This is a genomic window from Corynebacterium sp. 11A, from assembly GCF_008930935.1.
In the GTDB taxonomy this organism is placed as follows: Bacteria; Actinomycetota; Actinomycetes; order Mycobacteriales; family Mycobacteriaceae; genus Corynebacterium; species Corynebacterium megadyptis.
In genome coordinates this window covers 91,981-111,790 of sequence record NZ_PQMR01000005.1, presented here as the reverse complement: position 1 = coordinate 111,790, position 19,810 = coordinate 91,981, and the positions used below count along the sequence as shown (strand labels likewise).

Below are 19,810 nucleotides of genomic sequence, written 5' to 3'. Positions count from 1 at the left end.
CGCACATACTCTTCAGCGATCACACTCTAGGGGTGAAGAAATGAACTCACTGTGGCTCATCCTCATCGGTGTAGCGATGATGAGCGGCGGCTACCTGCTGTACTCCCGCTACTTGGCATCGACGGTGTACCAACTCAAAAAGGACTACGCCACCCCCGCGCATGAGCTCGAAGACGGCGTGGACTTCGTGCCCACCAATAAGTACGTGCTGTGGGGCCACCACTTCACCTCCGTCGCAGGTGCCGCTCCCATCGTGGGCCCGGCCGTGGCCGTGATCTGGGGCTGGCTGCCCGCCTTCCTGTGGGTCACCATCGGCACCGTGTTCATCGCCGGCATGCACGACTTCGGCGTGCTGTGGGCCTCCGCGCGGCACAAAGGCCAATCCATTGGCACCTTATCCGGCAAGTACATTGGCAACCGCGGCCGCAACCTCTTCCTCGTGGTCATCTTCCTGCTTCTGCTCATGGTGGTCGCCGCCTTCGGTGTGGTGATCGCCGGGCTGCTGGTATCCACCCCGAGCGCCGTGATCCCCACCTGGGGCGCACTGCTGGTGGCGCTGCTCATCGGGCAAGCCATCTACCGGCTCAAGTGGAACCTGCCGCTGGTATCGCTGGTCGGCATCGTGGCCCTCTACGGGCTGATCGTGTTGGGCGACCGTGTTCCCGTGAGCCTGCCCGAATCCACCTTCGGGCTCGCCCCGGAGGCCGTGTGGATTCTGCTGCTGTTCATCTACGGCGGCATCGCCTCGCTGCTGCCGGTGTGGGTGCTGCTGCAGCCGCGCGACTACATCAATGGGCTGCAGCTGTTCATTGGCCTCGGCATCCTGTATGCCTCCGCACTGCTCACCGCGCCCACCGTGGTGGCCCCCATGGTCAATACCTCCCTGCCCGAGGGCACCCCGTCGATGGTGCCGCTGCTGTTTGTCACCATCGCCTGCGGCGCGATTTCCGGCTTCCACGGCACCGTCGCCTCCGGCACCAGCTCCAAGCAGATCGACAAAGAAACCGATGAACGCTTCGTGGGCTACTTCGGCGCGGTCGGCGAGGGCCTGCTCGCCCTCGGCGCGATCGTGGCCACCACCGCAGGTTTTCAGAGCCTAGCGGACTGGGAGGAGATCTACACCGAGTTCAACGCCGGTGGCGTCGGCGCCTTCGTGCAGGGCGGCAGCTCCATCATCAACGAGGGTCTCGGCTTGCCCACCTCGCTGTCTGCCACCGTGCTCGCCACCATGGCGGTGCTCTTCGCCGCCACCACCATGGACTCCGGTATCCGCCTCCAGCGCTTCGTGGTCCAAGAAATCGGCGGCATCATCGGCGCCAAGGTCTCCGCTATCTGGGCCACCATCATCGCCGTCACCGTGGGCTTGGCGCTCACCTTCTCCACCGGCAGCAATGGCTCCGGCGGCGTGCTCATCTGGCCGCTATTCGGCACCACCAACCAACTCATGGCGGCGCTGTCGATGTCTATCATCGCGGTGATCCTCTCCCGCCTCTCCCGCCCGATCTGGCCGGTGGTAATCCCGCTGCTCTTCGTGCTCGTGATGTCCGTGTGGGCGCTGGTGGTACAGCTCAAGACCTTCATCGCCGACGCCAACTGGCTGCTCGCCACCCTCGACATCATCATCCTCGCCTGCGCCCTGTGGGTCTCCGTGGAAGCACTCTCCGCCGTGCGCCGCGCCCGCGAGCACAACGAACCGGATGCGGCCTTCCCCGAGGACTACCCCGAACTGGCCGCCTCCTCCACCCGGAGCTAGCGGGGCACCACCATGACTGCCTGGCCCGCACAGCTTCTCGACGCATTCAAGAAGGTGAGCCGCGGTATGGAGGAGTTTTATGTCTCCCCCTACCGCGCCACCTTCGCCCAAGCCCAGCGAGAGGAAGATGACCTCTTCATGATGCTGGTGCTCTCCGAAGCTCTCGGCATTGATAATCCCGCGAGCTTCTACACCATCGAGCTGCTGCCCATCATCTACGAGGACTTTCACGCTTGGCATACCCGCATGGGCTTAGAGCACTCACCCGTGGAGCACATCCAATGCTGCTAAACACCCCCGTGATCTTCTTCGGTGGCAAAGGCGGGGTGGGCAAAACCACCCTCGCCGCGGCCACCGCGCTGCGTCTGAGCGAGGCCGCCCCCACCCTGTTGGTCTCCACCGACCCGGCCCACAATATCGGGCACATTTTCGACGCCACCCTCAGCGACTCCCCGACCGCGCTGACTCCCACCCTGTCCGCGATGGAACTCGATCCGCGCGCCACCGCCGAGGCGCACATCGCCAAGGTGGAAGAGACCATGCGCACGATGATGCCGGAGCGCCTCCACGGCGAGGTGCGCAAACACCTCAACCTAGCGCGTACCTCGCCCGGCACCCACGAAGCGGCCCTGCTCGAGCGCATCGCCGATGTGGCGCTCCACCAGCGCGAGGAGTTCAGCCACATCGTCATCGACACCGCCCCCAGCGGGCATACCTCGCGGCTGCTCGCCCTGCCCGAGCTGCTCGGGGCGTGGACCGAGGGGCTGCTGAAACGCCGCGGCCAGTCCGAGAAATTCGGCGAGATTGTCCGCGGCTTCTCCGGCGAGAAAGAGCGCAGCCGCGATGCCGAGATCCGCGCTATCCTCACCCGCCGCAAGCACCTTTTCAGCAGTTTCCGTGAGCTCATCCAAGACCCAGAACTCACCTCCTTTGGGCTGGTGACCCTGCCCGAGAAGATGCCGGTGAGTGAATCCATCGAGCTCTACCACACCTTGCAGCACCTCGGGGTGCGGGTGGGCGGGGTGTATATCAACCGCTGCTCGCCCACCAATCAAGGAGAGTTCTTGGCACAGCGCGCCGCCCAGGAATCCGCCTATATCGCCACCCTGGAGCAGGCCCTCGCCGTACCGCAGCAGCGTTTAGCATTGCTGCTCGACGCGGACCCCAGCGAGGTCGCCTCGCTTCTCTAGCATGGACACTATGGACAGCACGGACAGCATGGACCACGACAGTATCGCCATCGCCGGGGATCTCGCCCTTCACTCCGAGCGTATCGAGGTATTCAGCGGCGCCGGAATGAGCGCCGACTCCGGCTTGGAGGTGTATCGCTCGGCCGAATCGGGGCTCTGGGATCATGTGGACCCGCAGGCCATGGCCTCCATCGATGCGTGGGCGCGCGACCCCGAACCCATGTGGGCCTGGTACCTGTGGCGGGCCCGTGTGGCCCAGAGCGCCTATCCGCATGCTGGGCACCTCGCCATTGGCGAGTGGGAGCGGCTGCAGGACGTGCACGTCACCACCCAAAACATCGATGATTTGCACGAACGCGGCAACTCCCGCACGCCCACTCACCTCCACGGCTCGCTCTTTGCGTTCCGCTGCTGCATGTGTGGCGCCCCTGCGCGCCGCCCTGAACTGCCCGAGCAGCCCAGCCCTCGACTGACCCCACCGACGTGCTCGCGGTGCGGCAACCTTATTCGCCCCGGTGTCGTCTGGTTCGGCGAGCCGCTTCCCCAACGAGAATGGCAGCAGGCCGAAGAACGCATGGCCACCGCCGATCTCGTGGTGATCGTGGGCACCTCAGGCATCGTGCAGCCCGCCGCCTCCCTGCCCATTATCGCCAAGCAGATGGGGGCGAAACTGGTGGAAATCTCACCCCAAACCACCGACCTGACCCCGCAGGTGGATGTATTCATCCAGGCCACCGCCCAAGACGCACTTCCTGCCCTCGTGGCCCATGTGCGCGAAGGCTTGCGCGCGACCCGCGAGTAGCGGAGGCGCTGGTCTAGTACCCACTTACCGTTCGGTCCGCCATATCCCAGAGCCGTGCCGCGCCCCAGAGTATGACATTCCCTCTGGGCCATGGCGGACACCCTTCTCCTCACCACCCAGCCACATATGTGGATGCGTCCTTTATCTACTGTAGGTTTCTAGGTGCGAACCGAGTGGTGCATTACAGCAAGCTCTCTAGTGTTAATTCCTAATTATTAAGCGAGCATCTCATGTGGAAGGCTTTGTTCTCTTTCTCCACTCCTCTGACATCTGATGCCACCCCCATGTGCGCAGGGCCAAAATTGGCTCAGTTACATCCTGAAAAGGGGAATATTACGTCCCTAGCCGCGCTCGGTAGGGGCGCACTATCACTACATCTATAGAAACCTAAAGATGCAGTACACCACCACAAAATGAGAGGACCCTGAGAACTCTTTAAGCCCAGATTGTCGTTTTCGTGGTCCGTCAAGGCTATGCATAGAATGACTCGCATGAAATCCCCCGCAACACATGCACCAGTCAAGGAAGACATCAGCGTCCTCTCGCCCTTGGCAGGTCAAACCTTTGTGTATACGGCGGATACCCCTCTAAGCCGCTGTCTATCCGTCCTCCAGCAGGGCACCCAGATGATCCGCCAAGACCTCATCGAGGCCGCCGAGCTCAGCCAACCAACAATCACTCGCGCAGTCACCACGCTGATTGAATCGCGCTTGGTGCGCGAGCGCCCCGATCTGATTGTTCCCCGTGGCCCGGGCCGTCCGCGCATCCCGATCGAGTTGTCTCCGTCGCCGTGGCTGCATGCCGCCATCGCCATTGATCCCACTGGCTTCCACATGGCGCTGTACGGCACTCGCGCTGATCTGGTGGTGGAGCAATCCATCACCATGGACCCTGCCACCACCAACCCCGCCCACTTCGTGGACACCATGATCGCCGAACTTCGCACCCTAGTGGCCGAGCACGCATTGCCGCTCGCCGCTATCGGCATCATGATCCCGGCCCGAGTAATGCGCGGAACCGTCACCAACGCCGAATGGTATTGGCGCGACGTGGACATCCTGCACCCCTTCACCGAGGCCTTCGCCGTGCCGGTGGATGTGGAGGATCTGGCCACGGGCACCGTGCTCGCGCAGTACCTCGACCGTGGCGCCTGCCTGGCACAGACCAAATCCCCGCATCAGGTGGCGGTCCTCGCCGCCGGCGATACCGTCGGCGCGGCCTGGACCAGCACCCACGGGGTCTCTGGTGCCACACGCCTGCCGATTCCCGATTCGGAGCTGCTGGGCTTCGGCGGCTGCGAAGCGCCCACCGAGTCGGAGATTCACGTCTGCGACGCGCACGAGGCGCTATCGACCCGCGGCTTCCTCGCCGCAGCAGGCCGCCAAGGCATTAAGACCGCCACGGTCAGCGGCATGGTGGATCTCGCGAACTCTGATGATGAGCGCGCAGAATCCGCCCGCCGCCTGCTCGATGAGCGCGCCCGGCTCCTGGGCTCGATCGCCTCCACCATGGCCTCTGGTCTGGACGTCACCACGGTGATCGTCACCGGGTGCGCCTTCTCCCACGACCCCCGCGCCGTGGAGATCGTCCGCTCCACTCTCCGCGAGGCCGGCCACGCACATGAGGTGGTGTACTGCGATAACTTGCAGGGCACCTACACCTCAGCGGCACGGGCAATCGCCGTGCGGCCGCTGTTTACCGATCCCACGCTGATCTCCGAGCGGCTCTTCCCGAAGCGACGCATCACCACCACCCGCCGTCGCCCGCGGCGCCGCCGCCAGAGCAGCTAGCTTCCACAGCAGCTAGGCGCCAGCCACGGCGCCCCGTCCATCCATCAGTTCAGCCCCCTGCCGTGATGCGGTATCGCATCGCGTAACAGGGGGCTTCACACATGGCCGGTCTGGCTTAGCTCTCTTGTGGTTCCTCTTGGAGTTGGGCGGTTTCCACATAGCGGCCGGCATGGGCGATGAAGTGCTCGCGGTCGCCGTCGTTAAGCTGCCGCCGCACCCGCGCAGGCACGCCAGCGACCAGCGAGGAGGCCGGAATATCTTGACCCTCCAGCACCACAGCTCCGGCGGCCACGAGGCTGCCCGTGCCCACGCTGGAGTGTGATAGGAGCGTGGAGTGCATGCCGATCAAGCAGGCATCGGCCACGGTCGTGCCGTGCACCAGGCTCATATGCCCCACCGTCACGTCCGCGCCGAGGGTACAGGGGGCGTCACGATCCACGTGCAGCACCGAGTTGTCTTGGATATTGCTGCGCGCTCCCACGCGAATAGCGTTGATGTCCGCGCGGAGCACGCAGCCATAGAACACGCTGGCGTGCTCGCCAATCACCACATCGCCGATGAGGGTGGCATTGGGCGCCACCCAGGCGGTGGGGTGGATCTGCGGGGTCTTATCGCCGATGGGGATGATGGTAGCCATGAGTTCATGCTAGCCAGAGCGCGCTATGAGCCCGCTGCGGCGTCCACGGTCTCCCACTCGGAACGGTGCTCGAGGAAGCCGCGCACGGCCTGCTGGGCCTCGCCGAGGGAGTGATTAGCGCCCCACCCGCACTGCACCTCGTTGGCGGCCGGCACCTCGGTGGCATCGAGGATGTCCTGCAGGGTCTTTTCGAGCAGCTGATAAAACTCCTCGGGCTCCACGCCGAGCATGAGGGCATAGAAGCCGGTCTGGCAGCCCATGGGGGAAAAATCGATGAGCTTATCGGTGTGATTGCGCATGTGCTCGGCGGTGAGATGCTCAATCGAGTGGATTGCCGGCATCTCCAAATGGCCCTTATTGGGCTGGCTAAAACGCACATCATATTTGATCAGCACATCGCCGCCGGGCAGCTCCTTGCGATCAGCGATCCGCACATAGGGCGCGGCCACCTTGGTGTGGTCGAGGTTGAAGGATTCCACGTTCATACGATCAGTCATGCACACCAGCCTACCGTAGACCACCCTGTCTAGTGGCATAGGGCACACGCTTATCGACGCTCACCTGCCCCCGTATCTCCACCGGCCACGCCTCAGCGCGCCGGCCCTCTCTTTCCGTGTGCTGTCATTCGAGGCGGCCAAAAGAATAATCCCTATTTCATTTGCCATTGATGTGCGTCAATGGGCAAAAACAAAAAGGATTCGGTACCCGCATTCCCTCAAAACGAGTACCGAATCCCTTTAATTTCATCCGTGGGGCACCCACCCCAATGGACGACATAACCTCCGCCACAACATACGCTGACCTTGAAAAAGGCCTGCCTTGCTGGGCGGGTGACCGTCTACCTCAACGGCTAAAAAAGACTTTGCCAGCTCGTTACGCCTCCGTCAATATAGAAGGGCTAAAAACGTTACACAGGACCCCTTTTCGGGGGTATTGTTGGGGGTCTCACTCTCTTATTTTGTTTTACTAATTGCTTAATCTCTTTCTTATTTGGGGGATTTTATTAATACATATAACCCCACTAATGGGCGTCAACTACGGCACCCCGCCCACGCACGCCCCGCGCGCGGCCTCCCAGCGCCACTGGGACAACAGGCGACGATCGCCGCGCTCACCCAGAACCGCAGACGCCACAATTGAATGCTGTTTAAGATATTCGGTAGATCCATCGCGGATCGCTTCATCCATTCGCGCCCTAAGGCCCCGAACACGCAGGAGAAACGTGTCTCAGCAACAGGTAGACGTAGCCATCATCGGAGCCGGAATCTCCGGCATCGCCACCGCCTACTATCTCTCCCAGATCCCTGGGTTGAGCTGGGTGATCCTCGATGCCAAGGAGGATCTCGGAGGCACGTGGCACACCTTCTCCTACCCCGGACTGCGCAGTGATTCCGACATCGATAGCTACTGCTTTTCCTTCGAGTCCTGGACGGGCAGCCGGCCTTTGGGCACCGGCGAGGAGATTCTGCACTATCTGCGACACACGGCCCAGCGCCACGGGCTCGCCTCCGGAATGCGCTTCGGCGCCCAGGTGCGCGAGGCGGCCTATGACAGCACCACCCAGCGCTGGCAGCTGCGCTATGTGGATACCGCCACCGGCGAGGAACACCAGCTCAACGCCCAGTTCCTACACGCCGCGGTGGGGTATTACGATCACGCCCACTCCCACCAACCCACTCTTCCCGGTGAGGAAAACTTCGCCGGCACCATCGTTGATCCCCAGTTCTGGCCGGAGGATCTCGACCTCAGCGATGCCGCGGTGGCCATTGTCGGCTCCGGCGCAACAGCCGTCACGCTCGCCCCGGAACTCGCTGCGAAGGCACGCCACGTGACGATGATCCAGCGCACCGTGAATCACGCCGCCGTCATGCCTAACTCCACTCCCCTCCAGCCGCTGCGCTCGGTATTGCCGCAGCGGGGCGTGGATGCCCTCGATCGCTGGCGTGCGATCGGCACCCAGGCGCTCACCCTCAAGGCCTCCCAGTTCGCAGAGGATGCGGTCACGCGCACGCTCGCCTCGCACCGCCGCGCCATCATTGGTGAAGAACTGCACTCCCAGCACTTCGAGGCCTCTTATCCCCTGTGGACCCAGCGGGTGTGCCGTGTGCCCGATGGCGATCTCTTCCACGCCATCGCCGCCGGCGATATCACCGTGGTCACCGACACCATCGATACCCTCAGCGCCCACCACATCCACACCAGCGATGGCACGGCCGTGGAGGCCGATGTGCTGATTAAGGCCACCGGACTGCAGCTCAAGGCTTTGGGCGATATCGAGCTCTCCGTGGACGGTGCGCCGGTTCATCCCGGCGAGAAAACCGCCTGGCGCGGCATGTGCCTGGATGGGGTCCCCAACTTCAGCTTCACCCTGGGCTATGTGAATGATTCCTTCACTCTCCGGGCCGAGCTGGTGGGCCGCTATCTGGCCCGCATGATCACCCATCTGCGCCAGCACGGCCTCGGCTCCTTCTGCCCCACGACCCCGCCGGCTGGGCCCCGCAGCCGCATCATTGACCTGCAGAGCAACTATGTGGAGCGCGGGATCGCCCAATTCCCCGCCGTCACCGACACCGCACCGTGGACCCTGCGCAATGATTATCTGCGCGAGGTGCGCGATTTCCGCCGCACTGATCCCACCACGGATATGGCCTTCGCCCCCGCCATTGCCGCCCCGGGCGCTGCCGCCGCAGCCGATCCTGCCGCAACACCCGATGAGTCCACGGACCCAGCGCAGCAGCCGCCGGCATCGGAGCTGCCCGCACCACAGATGCTGCACACCTCCCATGGTCCGCTACGCTATCGCCACATCCCTGCCACAGCCGAGAGCCTTCCGGTGGTGTGCATCCACGGCATTGGCCGCGGCCTCGAAGACTTCGACACCCTCACCCGCGAGCTGCAGCGCATCCGCCCGCAGGACGCGAACGCGCCGGAGCTCGAGATCCTCAGCCTAGACATTCCCGGCTTCGGTGCCACCCCTGCCCTGCGCCCAGAGAACACCCTGCCGCTCATGGTGGAGACGCTCTGGGAAGCAGTGGATGAGCTGCTCGGCAGCGAGCGGCCGGTGGTACTCGTGGGCCATTCCTTGGGTGGGGCGCTGGTGCAGCGCATGCTCACCGACCGCCCGGCGCACTGTGCTGGGCTGCTGCTGCTCGCGCCCTCGGGCTTTTCCACGGAGATCACCCCGGTGGTCAAGGCCGCGGCCGTGCCGGTGCTGGGTCAGCGCCTCATGGCGATAGCGCATCCGCGGGTGGTAGCCGCCGCAGATAATGTGGCCGTGCACGATCCAGCAAGCATCACCGAGGAGCAGCGGGCGCTGTCTCTGCGCTGGGCGCAGCATGAAGACCGGGCGGAGACCTTCGCCGGCATTTCCCAGGCGCTGGTGGGTACTCCAGCACCGCAGCGCATGGCGGCGGCCCGGCAGTGTGCCCGCAGCTGCCGCGCCCACGCTATCCCCGTGGGCGCCGTCTGGGGCAGCGAGGATGCGGTACTCGGAATCGGGCAGCTGGATAACCTTCGTGCGCTGCACGCCGATCCGCAGGTGACAGTGCTGCCCGGTTGTGGACACATGGTGATGAATGAGCAACCGGCGGCCACCGCCGCCGCGCTGCGCGCCCTCATCCGGCAGCTCTCTACCCCGTAGCTCTTTGCTGCGGCGGCCGCCGCTGTTAGCGGAAGGGCACCTCGCCGATGGTGCGGCGCAGCTTTCGGGTGCGGAGTCGGCTCTTATCCTGCGCGAGGGATTCCACGGCCCGCACCGCACACATCACGTGCGCCTCCTTCGAGGAGGAGTAGAAGGCCTGCGCCCCGCTGGGCAGCTTGGGCACCGCATGCAGCGGCAGATCCGAAACCGAGAGCAGCGTGCCATAGGGGATGCGATAGCGGTAGCCATTGGTGGCCAGCGCCGAGGATTCCATATCCACCGCCACCGCGGTGGAGCCGCGGAACATCTCCCACAAGGTGGTGGGGGTATGCCATTCCCAGTTGCGATCATCGGTGGAGAGCACCGTGCCGGTGCGCATCATGTTTTTGTCCTCGCCATAGATATCGCGCACCGCGCGTTCCAGCGCCCGCTGCACCTCAGGCACCGCGGGAATCGGCGTGGACAGCGGGATGCGATCATCCAGAATATGGTCGCGGCGCTCATAGGCATTGCCCAAAATGAGATCGCCGATGCGCATGCGCCCATCGAGCCCCGCGCAATGGCCGATCATCACCCACATCTCCGGGCGCAGCACCGCCAAACAATCCGTGGCCGTTTTTGCGTTCGACGGCCCCACCCCGATATTGACCATTGTCAATCCATCGTCATTGGGCGCAATGAGGTCATAGCGCGGCATCTGATAGTGGCTCTCTAAGGAGAGATCCTCGATGCTTATCGACGCCGCCTCCTCGCGCGATACCCGCGTACCATCGGGGAGCCACAGCTCGGTATAGCGGGAGCCCTCCCGCGCCAGCTCGTACAGGGCATAGGCCACGAACTCGCGGGTGTGCATGGCGTAGTTACTGAAGAGAATAAAGTTCTGCACCCCTTCGATAGGGATGCCGGTGTAGTGCTCAATGCGCTTAATGGCGATATCGAAGCGCTGCGGGGAGAAGTGAAACAGGGGGCGCTCATCATTGCCCTGCTGATGGAAGACATCCCACTTGGCGTCGATAATGCCATCATCGACAAAGTCCAAGCTGGGGCGCGGCAGCCGCACCCCGAGCTGGAGCGCCTCCTGCAGTTTCTCGGAACGATCCAGCCCATCGATATATTCCGGCGGAATCTGCTCGCGGGAATAGCCCACGTGAATAGTGCAGGGATAATTACTGACCAAGCGTTCAATCATCTCGGTGAAGTAGCGGCCCATCACCCGCGGCCGAGACACGCTGGCGCAATAGCGCCCAGCCGCATCCACATAACCGAAGGGCTGGGCGCGATCGATGGGGCGCCAGCTGTGGACGTCGATCACCAATCGCGGATAGCGCACATTCTCATACTCCGCCCACTGGGCTGAATCGATCACCCGCGCAGCGAGCCGCGTGGAGGCGTCGTAAAGCTCGCACAAGCGCTGCACCGCCTCCTCGGCGGAGGCACACACCCGATAGCCGCCAATTCCCTCTGCCTCTGACTCTGAAGGGGTGATGGTCTCGCCATCGGTGTTGGCCATAATGCGCGCTCCTTAACTTCAGACTCCTATAAGCTAGGGCCCACACTACCGTGTACACATATTTCTGCAGGACTTGCGGATTAGAGCTGCGATTCCCCGCGAATCGCGTGATGACCAGTAAGAAAGGGACAGACGGTTTTCATGAAAAAGCTTCCAACCGCACTGAGCGCGTGCCTTGGCGCCTCCCTCCTGCTCGGCGGGATCACCATCCCCGCAGCGCAGGCTGATGAGGGGCTGGAATGGGGCCCCTGCCCCACCGGCAGCGGTACCGCAGAGCGAGCGGTGTGCGCCACCTTCTCCGTGCCGAAGGACTACTCCGACCCAGGCGCCGGCAACATCGAATTGACCATGAGCAAGCTGCCCGCCACGGGCGAGCGCAAGGGCGTGATCGCCGGCAACCCGGGCGGTCCCGGCGGCGATGCCCTCGGCATGTTTGCCGATACCACCCCCAAGGACGGCGTGAGTCAGAAGGTGCAACTGCCCGACGATGTCCGCGCCGCCTATGACCTCATCGCTGTGGAGCCGCGCGGACTCAGCTACGGCACCCCGCTGACCTGTAGCAGCGAGAATATCCCGCCGATCGCACTGCCCGGCACCACCTTCCAGATGTGCGAGCAGACCCAACCCGGCTATACCCGCACCATCACCACCGATAACACCGCTCGGGATCTCGAGCGCGCCCGCCTCGCCCTCGGCGAGGAACAGCTCAACCTCTACGGCGTCTCCTATGGCGGCTCGCTAATGAGCACCTACGCCACCATGTACCCGGAGCGGGTCAATAAGTTCCTGTTGGACTCCAGCGTTGCCCCGCAGGATCGCTGGTTCGCCCTCGGCGCCAACCGCAAGGCCGTCCGCCAAGAAGCCATCTCCGCCTTCTTCAGCTGGACCGCAGACAATGATGACACCTATCACCTAGGCACGACCTCCCGCGAGGTGTACCAGAACTTCAGCCGCGTGATCCGCGATAACCTCGGCGTGACCCCCGCCCTGAAACCCCGCGAGGCCGAGGCAGCGGATCTCGGCGCCAGCGGCTCAGTGGCTCTCGACGCCCTCGCCTCCGCCGCCGCCGGCAACGAGCAGATCGAAGACATGGCCCTGCTGCTGCTCAACCTCTATGACTGGACCCAATGGCGCGGCGAGACCTTCGCCGATGCCATCTCCAACACTGGGGATTTCACCGCCGCAATGAAGATCGCCCAATCGGTGGGTCCGATCAACCTCGCCATGTACTCCGAGCAGGCATGGCCAGAGCTTGCCGAGGCACTCTCCCGCTCCGCCGAGCACACCCCCGCCACACCGCTAGAGCTCGACCTCGGCGAGGCCACCGCACAGCCCACCCCGGAGGAGCAGGAGGCGATGCAGTTGCAGGCGATCACCATGCAAAACGTGGACCGCGCCATCGTCTGTAATGAGAACACCACCGCCCCCGACCCGAGTCTGATTGCGCCCTTCTGGGAGACCACCTTCACCGGCGGTGACTTCATCGACCTCAATGGTGATCTTCTGGGCAGCGGCCAGCACTGCCTCGGCTGGCCCGAGCCCGTGGCCCCCGCCCGCCCGCTGGGCGGCGAGAAGCTGAAAACGGCGCCACTGAATTTGGGCTACTCCAAGGACTCCGCAGTAGGCCCGCACGGCGCGCCCAGCATGAAGGAAGCCATGGGCGGTGAGCTGATCACCCTCAGCGGCTATAGCCACGGCGTGCTCATCAACCACGCCGCCCACGTAGCTCCGGCGGTTTCGGCGTACTTCCGCTAAGCCGCCCCGCTAGGCCCGGCTACCCAGAATGCGCGCTGCATAGTGCGCCTGCGCGAGGTGCTGGATGGCATCGTCGATAAGCGATACGATCCGCGCCCCGCGGGTGACCGGCGGAGTGAAACTGGTATCAATCACCTCGTCGAGATCCGGCCCCGACAGCGCATAACACTGCACGTCATCGAGACAGGCGTGCACATAACTCATCAGCCCGCGCACATCCTCTGCCCGATGCACCTGGATGGCGCGGGCTTCATCATCGCTATGTCCATAGCCCATACCATCGCCGAGCTCACCGAGCCCCAGCTGCCGCCGCAGCTCTAGGGTGTGCCACAGCTGGGGCTGGCCGCTGAGCTCGGATAGCTGAATATCCAGCATCCGGCCGGTGTGCCACAGCAGCCACGCCATCGAGTTGGGGTGCCCGCCCGGCGAACGGGAGGCGGTGGCGGCATCGACCTCGCCGAGGGACTCGAGGCTGTCGTGGGCGCGGGTGATGAACTCGATAAGGATTTCGTCTCGTGTCATAACCCCACCGTATCGGGGGCGGGGACAGTACGGGGATTCACAGGGGCGATGCGATATAGAAGACGATCGCTTTTTATTCGTCACTTCTTTTCTCGCTCGCGGGGCTGATCTCGGCGATGCCCACGCGCACTATGCCATCAGGGCTTTGTGTTGATCGCTCTCCTCGCAACCCACAGCGCACACTTTTATCTCGGCATACACAGCCGGCGGCAGCCCTTAGAGATAACTGGGAAGCGGGGCTAGGCCGCACGAGATAGTGGGATTCATCCCCGCGGGAGCGGGGAAAATACATTCTTGCCAGCATCGGGTATTCGATCCCCAGGCTCATCCCCGCGGGAGCGGGGAAAACTAGCGATAGAGAGTCATGGGATCCAGCATGACAGGCTCATCCCCGCGTGCGCGGGGACAACAGAGGAATAACGCAGCAGGAGCCTGTTCCAGCGGGCTCATCCCCGCGGGAGCGGGGAAAACACTTACTGATCTAGGGAAATATTATCGCTTAGCTCGGCATAGCTACAACTTGTAGCGGTAGGTTTCCACTTCGATCTGTTAGTGCGGCGTTGGCGTCGAGAACTATCCCCACGGTTGTTCTTTCCTGCCGACCGGAGGAGATTCCGTGGTGCGCATCCACTACATCAGAGAGCCGCCGCGTCATAGAAGGTCGAAACACAAAAATAGTTACGTCGCTACCAAGAGCTGCAAAATGTATCTAGTCAGTGTGTACCTGGTGTACCTGCTGGGCTAGAGCTTCGTTCCCTTCGACAACCACCACACCCAACTTGGCAGACTCTAAATTCACTACGGTCCTCGACCGAGCGCACTCTCTTTCAGTTCGCAAGGCTGAAAGGCCGCCACTACTACTCATCTCGAAGTGCGATGCAGCGCCTACGGAGCAGCTCGGAATGCTCGTAAATGTCATCCACCCCGCCAAGATCAAACGAATGCCTATTACGAAGCTCATCAAAGATCATGATACGAGGAATGCGGCGATCAAAGTACAAGCGCGCGATCGGTTTCCTATTGTTATCTTGATAAAGGATGGCACAGTATGTCTTCGCATCACGCAGATTAATGTCCGATACTGGCACCTCACTGCAGCAGATCGCCCGGATGATCCCGAAAGCCTGCAGCTCTTCTTCGGTCGTAACGATGTCGGGATCTTCAACATCGGTTGGATCCTCACTAACGGTGTTATTCTCTAACGCCGGTGTGGCCTTTTCGATCTCGTCAAAATCCTGAGCTGAGCGGAGACGACGGTTTGCCTCATCCTTGAGGAACTGTGACTGTGCCGTCGAAACAAGCTTCGTAAACACCTCAAGGTTTTGCGCAGTCATACGGCGTGATGTCACACGGGAAGCAATGAGCTTAACCCAGTCCGCATCCGGCTCCTTGAATTGCGCCGAAAGCACCTTTCGAATTTCTGAAATATACTTTAATTGTTCGGCACTCGCAGCGATTGTCTCTGAATCGAAACGGGTTTTAGTGCACATCTCAAGATGCGGGAAAACACGAGCATCGATATTGGCGAGGTCGATTGTCATGAATGGCTTCTCGTCCATACGGTTGGCAGCGTCGAGCTGAGCATAAAACTCATAGACTTCTCCGTTGGTGAGAATCGCGAACTCTGTATCGGTCACGTTGAAGTAACGAACTAGTTGATTAGCATGATCGAGGCGGAGCGGCTCGCCAATCTTCTTGCACTCTATGAGGAAACGGAAATCATCGCCTGATTTAATGGCGAAGTCCACTTTCTCACCCTTTTTGACCCCGACATCTGCCGTATATTCAGGGATAACCTCCCGAGGATCGGTAACATCATATCCAAGAACAGTGCTGATGAAGGGAATGATGAATGCTGTTTTGGTTGCTTCCTCGGTCTCAATGATCGGCTTGAGCTCGCGAACTTTGGCGGCGAGACTCTGGATTGACTGATCGATGCTCACGTTTAATCCTTTCGTGACCTGTTTAATGCCCTGCCTCCCTACATTACTCAGTCTGGCCACCCTTGCTCCAGATTTTGAGGCACGTCATCGTCCAGAGGGACACAATGCAACTTTGACGACTGCTGCAGGAGTAGCTTCCCTCATAGTTTGGCATCCTCGCAGTGTGCACTACCCCGCTAACTCCTAGTTGAGGCAGATCGCCCTTTGGGCTGGCCGCTCGACAGCTCGCTACCACTGCAGGATGAACCCACTCGAATCCACGTTTATCCCAACAAGGTCCAAGGGCACCAGATTAGCTTCCCACTAAGACATGGACTATCGGGGCGCTCCTACGCTCCATCAAACTGAACTCCGATAAGGCAATACCCAATCGCCTCAGCGTCAGCAGATCAAAAAATGCCCCGCACCATAGTGAGAAACCATGGTGCGGGGCACTAATTATTGTGGGCGAAGGGGGACTTGAACCCCCACGTCCGTAAAGGACACTGGCACCTGAAGCCAGCGCGTCTGCCATTCCGCCACTCGCCCGAGTTGGCGTCTAACCAGCAGTGCTGTGCAAGACTTAACCTAGGTTACACAGATTGTTACACTATCCCAAATCCGCAGGTGGGTGCCTGTTTCATGATGGCGTCGCATGGCGGGCGCGGCGTTTTTGCGCTGGTAGAAGTTCATTGTGGCTTGCGTGGCCTCTATACTGGGGCCACACTTCGGCTCAAGTGTGGCCATGCCGCTTATATCTTTATGGGGCATGAGAACTGCCTGCAGGCTCGCCCGGTGAGAGCGGTGACGGGCGGAGGCGTTGAGCGTTGTGGCCACCATGGCTATGACGTGCACATTCTGAGCCTTGATAGGGCCCTAGTGGCCATGCCAGATATGTCGGCCACAACTGATGAGCCGCTGAGTACTCTCGCCGAAGAAAAGAAGGAAGGTGACACTGCATCCGCTATGTCTGTGTGGTCGAGATTCGCAAAGATGGATAGCGCCTTGCAGCGCGGCCTAGATAACAGCTTCGCCTTCGTCTTTGGCGGCAAGATTGTGGCCGCCGAAGTCGAGGAGGCGCTAAAACAGTGCGCCGAGGACGAGGCTGTCACCACTTACGAGGGCTATGTGGAGGTTCCCAACCAGTTCGAGGTAATGGTGGGCAAGAAGGATTTCTCCAATTTGCAGGAAACCTCGCCCGAGCTGCCCTGGGATTTCGCGGATCGTCTGACTCGCTATTTCCGTAATCAGAATTGGTCGCCGGCGGGGCCAGTCGTCGTCAAGCTTGTGCAGGCTAAAGGACTGCGCACCGGCCAGTTGAAGTCCCACTGCATCCGCGCCCAGCGCCCAGAGGATGAGAGTGGTTTCTACGGTATGCCGGAGGACGCGGATGCCGTAGAGTCTGAGGATTCAGGCTCTTTCGAGGAGCACTCCTTCGAGCAGCAGCCGGAGGATCACGACCACGACCAGCAGGATCATCACTACAGCTCCACTCCGCACCGCAATGAGCCGGCGGATCACCAGCCAGCAGAGACGAATGGATATATGAACAGCGATCACCACAACTCCCCCGGCGCGGCCAGCGCAGCAGGCGCCGCTACGGGCGCAGCGGCCGGTTATGCCGCGGTAACCCCGACGAGCGCTGCTCATCACGTGGACATGCCCAAGGCCGCAGCGCTTCCGGCGGAGGATTCCGCCAAGTACTCCGCGGAGACCACTACCTTCGACTCCCCCACCGAGACAGCGGCGGCGAATGCGCCGGAGGAGACCCGCGCCCCAGCGGCATCGCAACCGACCGTGTCCTTGCTGCTGCAGGATGGCTCCTCGCGCACGTACTTGGTCCGCGATGGCTCGAATATCATCGGCCGCTCGAATGACGCAGACTTCCGCCTGCCCGATACCGGGGTTTCCCGCCAGCACGCCGAAGTCACATGGAATGGCCATGATGCTGTCATTACAGACTTGCAGTCTACGAACGGAACCACCGTCAACGATGTTCCGGTGGATAATTGGCTGCTCGCAGACGGTGACGTGATCACCGTGGGGCACTCCTACATTGAAGTGCGGATCACTAATAACTAGGCCTACGCGTACTAAAATGTGTGGGTAACCTGCTTGGCTCCCACGCTGGGCGGGGGTGTCTTCCGTTCTAGGGCGGGAATAACCCCTACCAGCAGCATGGTTGGTGCTGGTAGGGGATGCATCTGTGTGGTGCGGCCGAAGACTGGATCGTTTGTCCTTGTATATATGGGGAAGCGACTGGGAGGCGGCACCGCAGGGCTCGCGTTCCCGTGGCACCAGCAGCTGCTGGTTGTGCCCCGTGGCCCAATCAGCCGGACATGCGCACCCGGCGCATGATCGTGCGGGGCGGATATGAGTGCCCGCCTAGAGCACACCGACATTGCCTTTAAAGGAGGCCTGAAGAACAACAATGAGCGCCGTCATCTTACTTGTGTTCCGTATCGGCCTGCTTGTGCTGCTCTGGCTGTGTATCTTCTTTGCGCTGCGCGCCATGCGGCGCGATACCAACCGGCTCGCGGGCACGCAGTCCTCGGGCCGTTTCTGGTCCAAGCGTTCCCCGGCTACCGCCCCGGCGGGTGCGCCGCGCAAGCGCCCCCAGCCACCGGCGCAGCTGGTGGTGGTCGATGGCGCGATGCGTGGCTCCCGCATGGATCTACTTGGTGTGCAAGAGATCACGATCGGCCGCTCCCAGGAGTGCACCTTTGTGATCCAGGACGACTTCGCCTCCTCCCGCCATGCGCGCCTGTTCCGCCGCGGCGATGATTGGTTTGTGGAGGATCTCGATTCCCGCAATGGCACCCACGTAGGCGGCTACCGTATCGACCAGCCCGAAAAAATCACCACCGAGAGTGAAGTGACGATCGGGCGCACGACCGTGAGGCTGATGCCCTGATGCTGAGACTACATTTTGCGGCCGCCTCTGATCGCGGCCACGTGCGAAAAAACAACGAGGATTCCGCCTATGCCGGCCCCCATCTGCTGGCCTTGGCCGATGGCATGGGTGGCCACGCTGCGGGCGAGATCGCCTCGCAGCTGATGATCACTCATCTGCAGAAGCTCGACGCCAACCCGGGCGATAATGACATGTTCGCTCTGCTCGGCGGGGTCGCCGATGATGGCAACCGCTCCATCGCCGCGGAAGAACGCGCCAATCCCCAAACTGAGGGCATGGGCACCACACTGACGGCGCTGATGTTCGACGGCACCGAGTTCGCCATGCTGCATGTGGGCGATTCCCGCGGCTATCGGCTTCGCGATGACCGTCTTGAGCAGATCACCGTGGACGATACCTTCGTCCAATCCCTGGTGGACGAGGGCAAACTCGCCCCCGAGGATGTCTCCACGCACCCGCAGCGCTCGTTGATCCTCAAGGCTTATACCGGCCGTCCGGTTCAGCCCTCTTTTCGGCTTATCGACGCCAAGCCCCAGGACCGCCTCCTGCTGTGTTCGGATGGCCTCTCTGATCCGGTGTCCTTTGACACCATTGAAGAGACCCTCCGCCACGGCTCTCCCGCCGAGGCGGCCCGCACGCTCGTCGATCTCGCGCTGCGCGGTGGCGGCCCCGATAACGTCACCGTGGTGGTAGCCGATGTGGTGGAGGATGAAGGATCCGAGGCCTCTCAGCTGGCCGTGACTCCCATGGTGGCTGGCGCGCTCAATAGCGCCACTGCCGAGGAGCCGCGCGGAAATACCTCTGCGGCCCGTGCCTCCCTGCTCGACCAGAATGAGGCGCCGTCCGCCGCGCGCGAGTCACACCCCCGCCCAGAGGCATCCGAAAACGATGGTGAGTCGGAAGCGCCGGAGGGACGCGAGGAAGGTTCTTCTTCGCGGTTTCGCTGGATCCCCATCAGCATCGCCCTTGTTCTGATCCTCGCGGCGATTCTGGGCGGCTGGGCGTTTATGCGCAGCGTGGACTCGCAGTACTACCTCACCACTGGAGAGAATGATCGCCTCGAGATCCAACACGGCGTGAATCTCGATGTCTTTGGCGCCTCCTTCCACGAGCCGCACCAGGCGGCCTGCTTGGATAAGTCCGGCAATCTGATGCTCACTGACCCGGTGAAGCCGTCCAAGAACTGCTCCTTGTTCACCTTGGACGCCCTCCCCGAGGCCACCCGCAACTCTGTGGAAGGCTTGCCCTCGGGCAGCTATGACGAGGTGGTGCAGCAACTGCAGCGTCTCGCCCACGACGCCCTGCCGGTATGCCTCAAGGGCGAGGCCGGCGACCTCACCAAACCCGGAACCAATTGCCGGGAGGTGAAATAGCC

15 protein-coding genes and 1 tRNA gene are annotated in these 19,810 nt (G+C 62.1%); 10 read left to right on the top strand and 6 right to left on the bottom strand.

Translation table 11 applies throughout. The features are described from left to right. Window positions 1-40 precede the first annotated feature (40 nt). The 5 genes from GBB18_RS05730 to GBB18_RS05710 all read left to right on the top strand — a co-directional run bounded on the left by GBB18_RS05730 (window position 41) and on the right by GBB18_RS05710 (window position 5,535). The gene (locus tag GBB18_RS05730) at window positions 41-1,753 is read left to right on the top strand and encodes a carbon starvation protein A (protein ID WP_151641030.1); all 1,713 of its coding nucleotides are present in this window, start codon (window positions 41-43) and stop codon (window positions 1,751-1,753) included. A gap of 66 nt (window positions 1,754-1,819) precedes the next feature. Further along, window positions 1,820-2,044: a cory-CC-star protein gene (locus tag GBB18_RS05725; RefSeq protein WP_370451582.1), complete on the top strand. Its 225-nt coding sequence runs from the start codon at window positions 1,820-1,822 to the stop codon at window positions 2,042-2,044. Further along, the gene (locus GBB18_RS05720) at window positions 2,035-2,943 is read left to right on the top strand and encodes an ArsA family ATPase (RefSeq protein WP_151641029.1); all 909 of its coding nucleotides are present in this window, start codon (window positions 2,035-2,037) and stop codon (window positions 2,941-2,943) included. Before GBB18_RS05725 ends, GBB18_RS05720 begins: the two co-directional genes overlap by 10 nt. Window positions 2,944-2,971: 28 nt before the next feature. Next, window positions 2,972-3,745, top strand: a complete 774-nt coding sequence (locus GBB18_RS05715) for an NAD-dependent deacylase (RefSeq protein ID WP_151549826.1) — start codon at window positions 2,972-2,974, stop codon at window positions 3,743-3,745. A 491-nt stretch (window positions 3,746-4,236) separates the two neighbouring features. After that, window positions 4,237-5,535 (top strand): ROK family protein, encoded by a 1,299-nt coding sequence (locus GBB18_RS05710; protein ID WP_151641028.1) that lies wholly within the window; start codon window positions 4,237-4,239, stop codon window positions 5,533-5,535. 115 nt (window positions 5,536-5,650) lie between these two features. Here the strand turns inward: GBB18_RS05710 and GBB18_RS05705 are convergent, their stop codons facing one another. Then, window positions 5,651-6,172: a gamma carbonic anhydrase family protein gene (locus GBB18_RS05705; RefSeq protein ID WP_151549788.1), complete on the bottom strand. Its 522-nt coding sequence runs from the start codon at window positions 6,170-6,172 to the stop codon at window positions 5,651-5,653. 23 nt (window positions 6,173-6,195) lie between these two features. After that, entirely contained in the window at window positions 6,196-6,669 is a 474-nt protein-coding gene (locus GBB18_RS05700) for an S-ribosylhomocysteine lyase (protein ID WP_151641027.1), read from the bottom strand. A 725-nt stretch (window positions 6,670-7,394) separates the two neighbouring features. Here GBB18_RS05700 and GBB18_RS05695 point away from each other — a divergent pair. Further along, window positions 7,395-9,812 (top strand): alpha/beta fold hydrolase, encoded by a 2,418-nt coding sequence (locus GBB18_RS05695; protein ID WP_192795937.1) that lies wholly within the window; start codon window positions 7,395-7,397, stop codon window positions 9,810-9,812. Between the two features lie 25 nt (window positions 9,813-9,837). Here the strand turns inward: GBB18_RS05695 and amn are convergent, their stop codons facing one another. Beyond that, window positions 9,838-11,322 carry an AMP nucleosidase gene (gene amn / locus GBB18_RS05690; protein ID WP_151641025.1) on the bottom strand — a complete coding sequence of 495 codons (1,485 nt, stop codon included), beginning with the start codon at window positions 11,320-11,322 and terminating at the stop codon, window positions 9,838-9,840. 141 nt (window positions 11,323-11,463) lie between these two features. Between amn and GBB18_RS05685 the strand changes: the two genes are divergently transcribed. Further along, window positions 11,464-13,077, top strand: coding sequence for an alpha/beta fold hydrolase (locus GBB18_RS05685; RefSeq protein WP_151641024.1), 1,614 nt, complete (start codon window positions 11,464-11,466; stop codon window positions 13,075-13,077). A 9-nt stretch (window positions 13,078-13,086) separates the two neighbouring features. Here the strand turns inward: GBB18_RS05685 and GBB18_RS05680 are convergent, their stop codons facing one another. The 3 genes from GBB18_RS05680 to GBB18_RS05670 form a co-directional block, all read right to left on the bottom strand. After that, the gene (locus tag GBB18_RS05680) at window positions 13,087-13,599 is read right to left on the bottom strand and encodes a DinB family protein (RefSeq protein WP_151641023.1); all 513 of its coding nucleotides are present in this window, start codon (window positions 13,597-13,599) and stop codon (window positions 13,087-13,089) included. Between the two features lie 857 nt (window positions 13,600-14,456). Next, entirely contained in the window at window positions 14,457-15,542 is a 1,086-nt protein-coding gene (locus tag GBB18_RS05675; RefSeq protein WP_151529655.1) for a type I restriction enzyme HsdR N-terminal domain-containing protein, read from the bottom strand. Window positions 15,543-15,986: 444 nt separating this feature from the next. Continuing rightward, a tRNA-Leu gene (locus GBB18_RS05670) sits at window positions 15,987-16,070 on the bottom strand. A gap of 345 nt (window positions 16,071-16,415) precedes the next feature. On the opposite strand from GBB18_RS05670, the gene GBB18_RS05665 reads away from it, so the two are divergent. From GBB18_RS05665 to GBB18_RS05655, 3 genes are all read left to right on the top strand, one after another. Then, a complete protein-coding gene (locus GBB18_RS05665; RefSeq protein ID WP_225990247.1) occupies window positions 16,416-17,603 on the top strand; it encodes a DUF3662 and FHA domain-containing protein in 1,188 nt (395 codons plus the stop codon). Window positions 17,604-17,952: 349 nt separating this feature from the next. Continuing rightward, window positions 17,953-18,435: an FHA domain-containing protein gene (locus GBB18_RS05660; RefSeq protein ID WP_151549776.1), complete on the top strand. Its 483-nt coding sequence runs from the start codon at window positions 17,953-17,955 to the stop codon at window positions 18,433-18,435. Next, window positions 18,435-19,808 carry a PP2C family serine/threonine-protein phosphatase gene (locus GBB18_RS05655; RefSeq protein ID WP_151641022.1) on the top strand — a complete coding sequence of 458 codons (1,374 nt, stop codon included), beginning with the start codon at window positions 18,435-18,437 and terminating at the stop codon, window positions 19,806-19,808. Before GBB18_RS05660 ends, GBB18_RS05655 begins: the two co-directional genes overlap by 1 nt. The last annotated feature ends 2 nt before the right edge of the window (window positions 19,809-19,810 follow it).

What these genes read in the sequence shown, in the direction of transcription:
- GBB18_RS05680 (WP_151641023.1), bottom strand. Translation starts at nt 13,599, where the DNA reads ATGACACGAGACGAAATCCTTATCGAGTTCATCACCCGCGCCCACGAC.
- GBB18_RS05730 (WP_151641030.1), top strand. Translation starts at nt 41, where the DNA reads ATGAACTCACTGTGGCTCATCCTCATCGGTGTAGCGATGATGAGCGGC.
- GBB18_RS05725 (WP_370451582.1), top strand. Translation starts at nt 1,820, where the DNA reads ATGGAGGAGTTTTATGTCTCCCCCTACCGCGCCACCTTCGCCCAAGCC.
- GBB18_RS05715 (WP_151549826.1), top strand. Translation starts at nt 2,972, where the DNA reads ATGGACCACGACAGTATCGCCATCGCCGGGGATCTCGCCCTTCACTCC.
- GBB18_RS05710 (WP_151641028.1), top strand. Translation starts at nt 4,237, where the DNA reads ATGAAATCCCCCGCAACACATGCACCAGTCAAGGAAGACATCAGCGTC.
- amn (WP_151641025.1), bottom strand. Translation starts at nt 11,322, where the DNA reads ATGGCCAACACCGATGGCGAGACCATCACCCCTTCAGAGTCAGAGGCA.
- GBB18_RS05665 (WP_225990247.1), top strand. Translation starts at nt 16,416, where the DNA reads ATGTCGGCCACAACTGATGAGCCGCTGAGTACTCTCGCCGAAGAAAAG.
- GBB18_RS05660 (WP_151549776.1), top strand. Translation starts at nt 17,953, where the DNA reads ATGAGCGCCGTCATCTTACTTGTGTTCCGTATCGGCCTGCTTGTGCTG.
- GBB18_RS05685 (WP_151641024.1), top strand. Translation starts at nt 11,464, where the DNA reads ATGAAAAAGCTTCCAACCGCACTGAGCGCGTGCCTTGGCGCCTCCCTC.
- GBB18_RS05720 (WP_151641029.1), top strand. Translation starts at nt 2,035, where the DNA reads ATGCTGCTAAACACCCCCGTGATCTTCTTCGGTGGCAAAGGCGGGGTG.
- GBB18_RS05700 (WP_151641027.1), bottom strand. Translation starts at nt 6,669, where the DNA reads ATGACTGATCGTATGAACGTGGAATCCTTCAACCTCGACCACACCAAG.
- GBB18_RS05705 (WP_151549788.1), bottom strand. Translation starts at nt 6,172, where the DNA reads ATGGCTACCATCATCCCCATCGGCGATAAGACCCCGCAGATCCACCCC.
- GBB18_RS05655 (WP_151641022.1), top strand. Translation starts at nt 18,435, where the DNA reads ATGCTGAGACTACATTTTGCGGCCGCCTCTGATCGCGGCCACGTGCGA.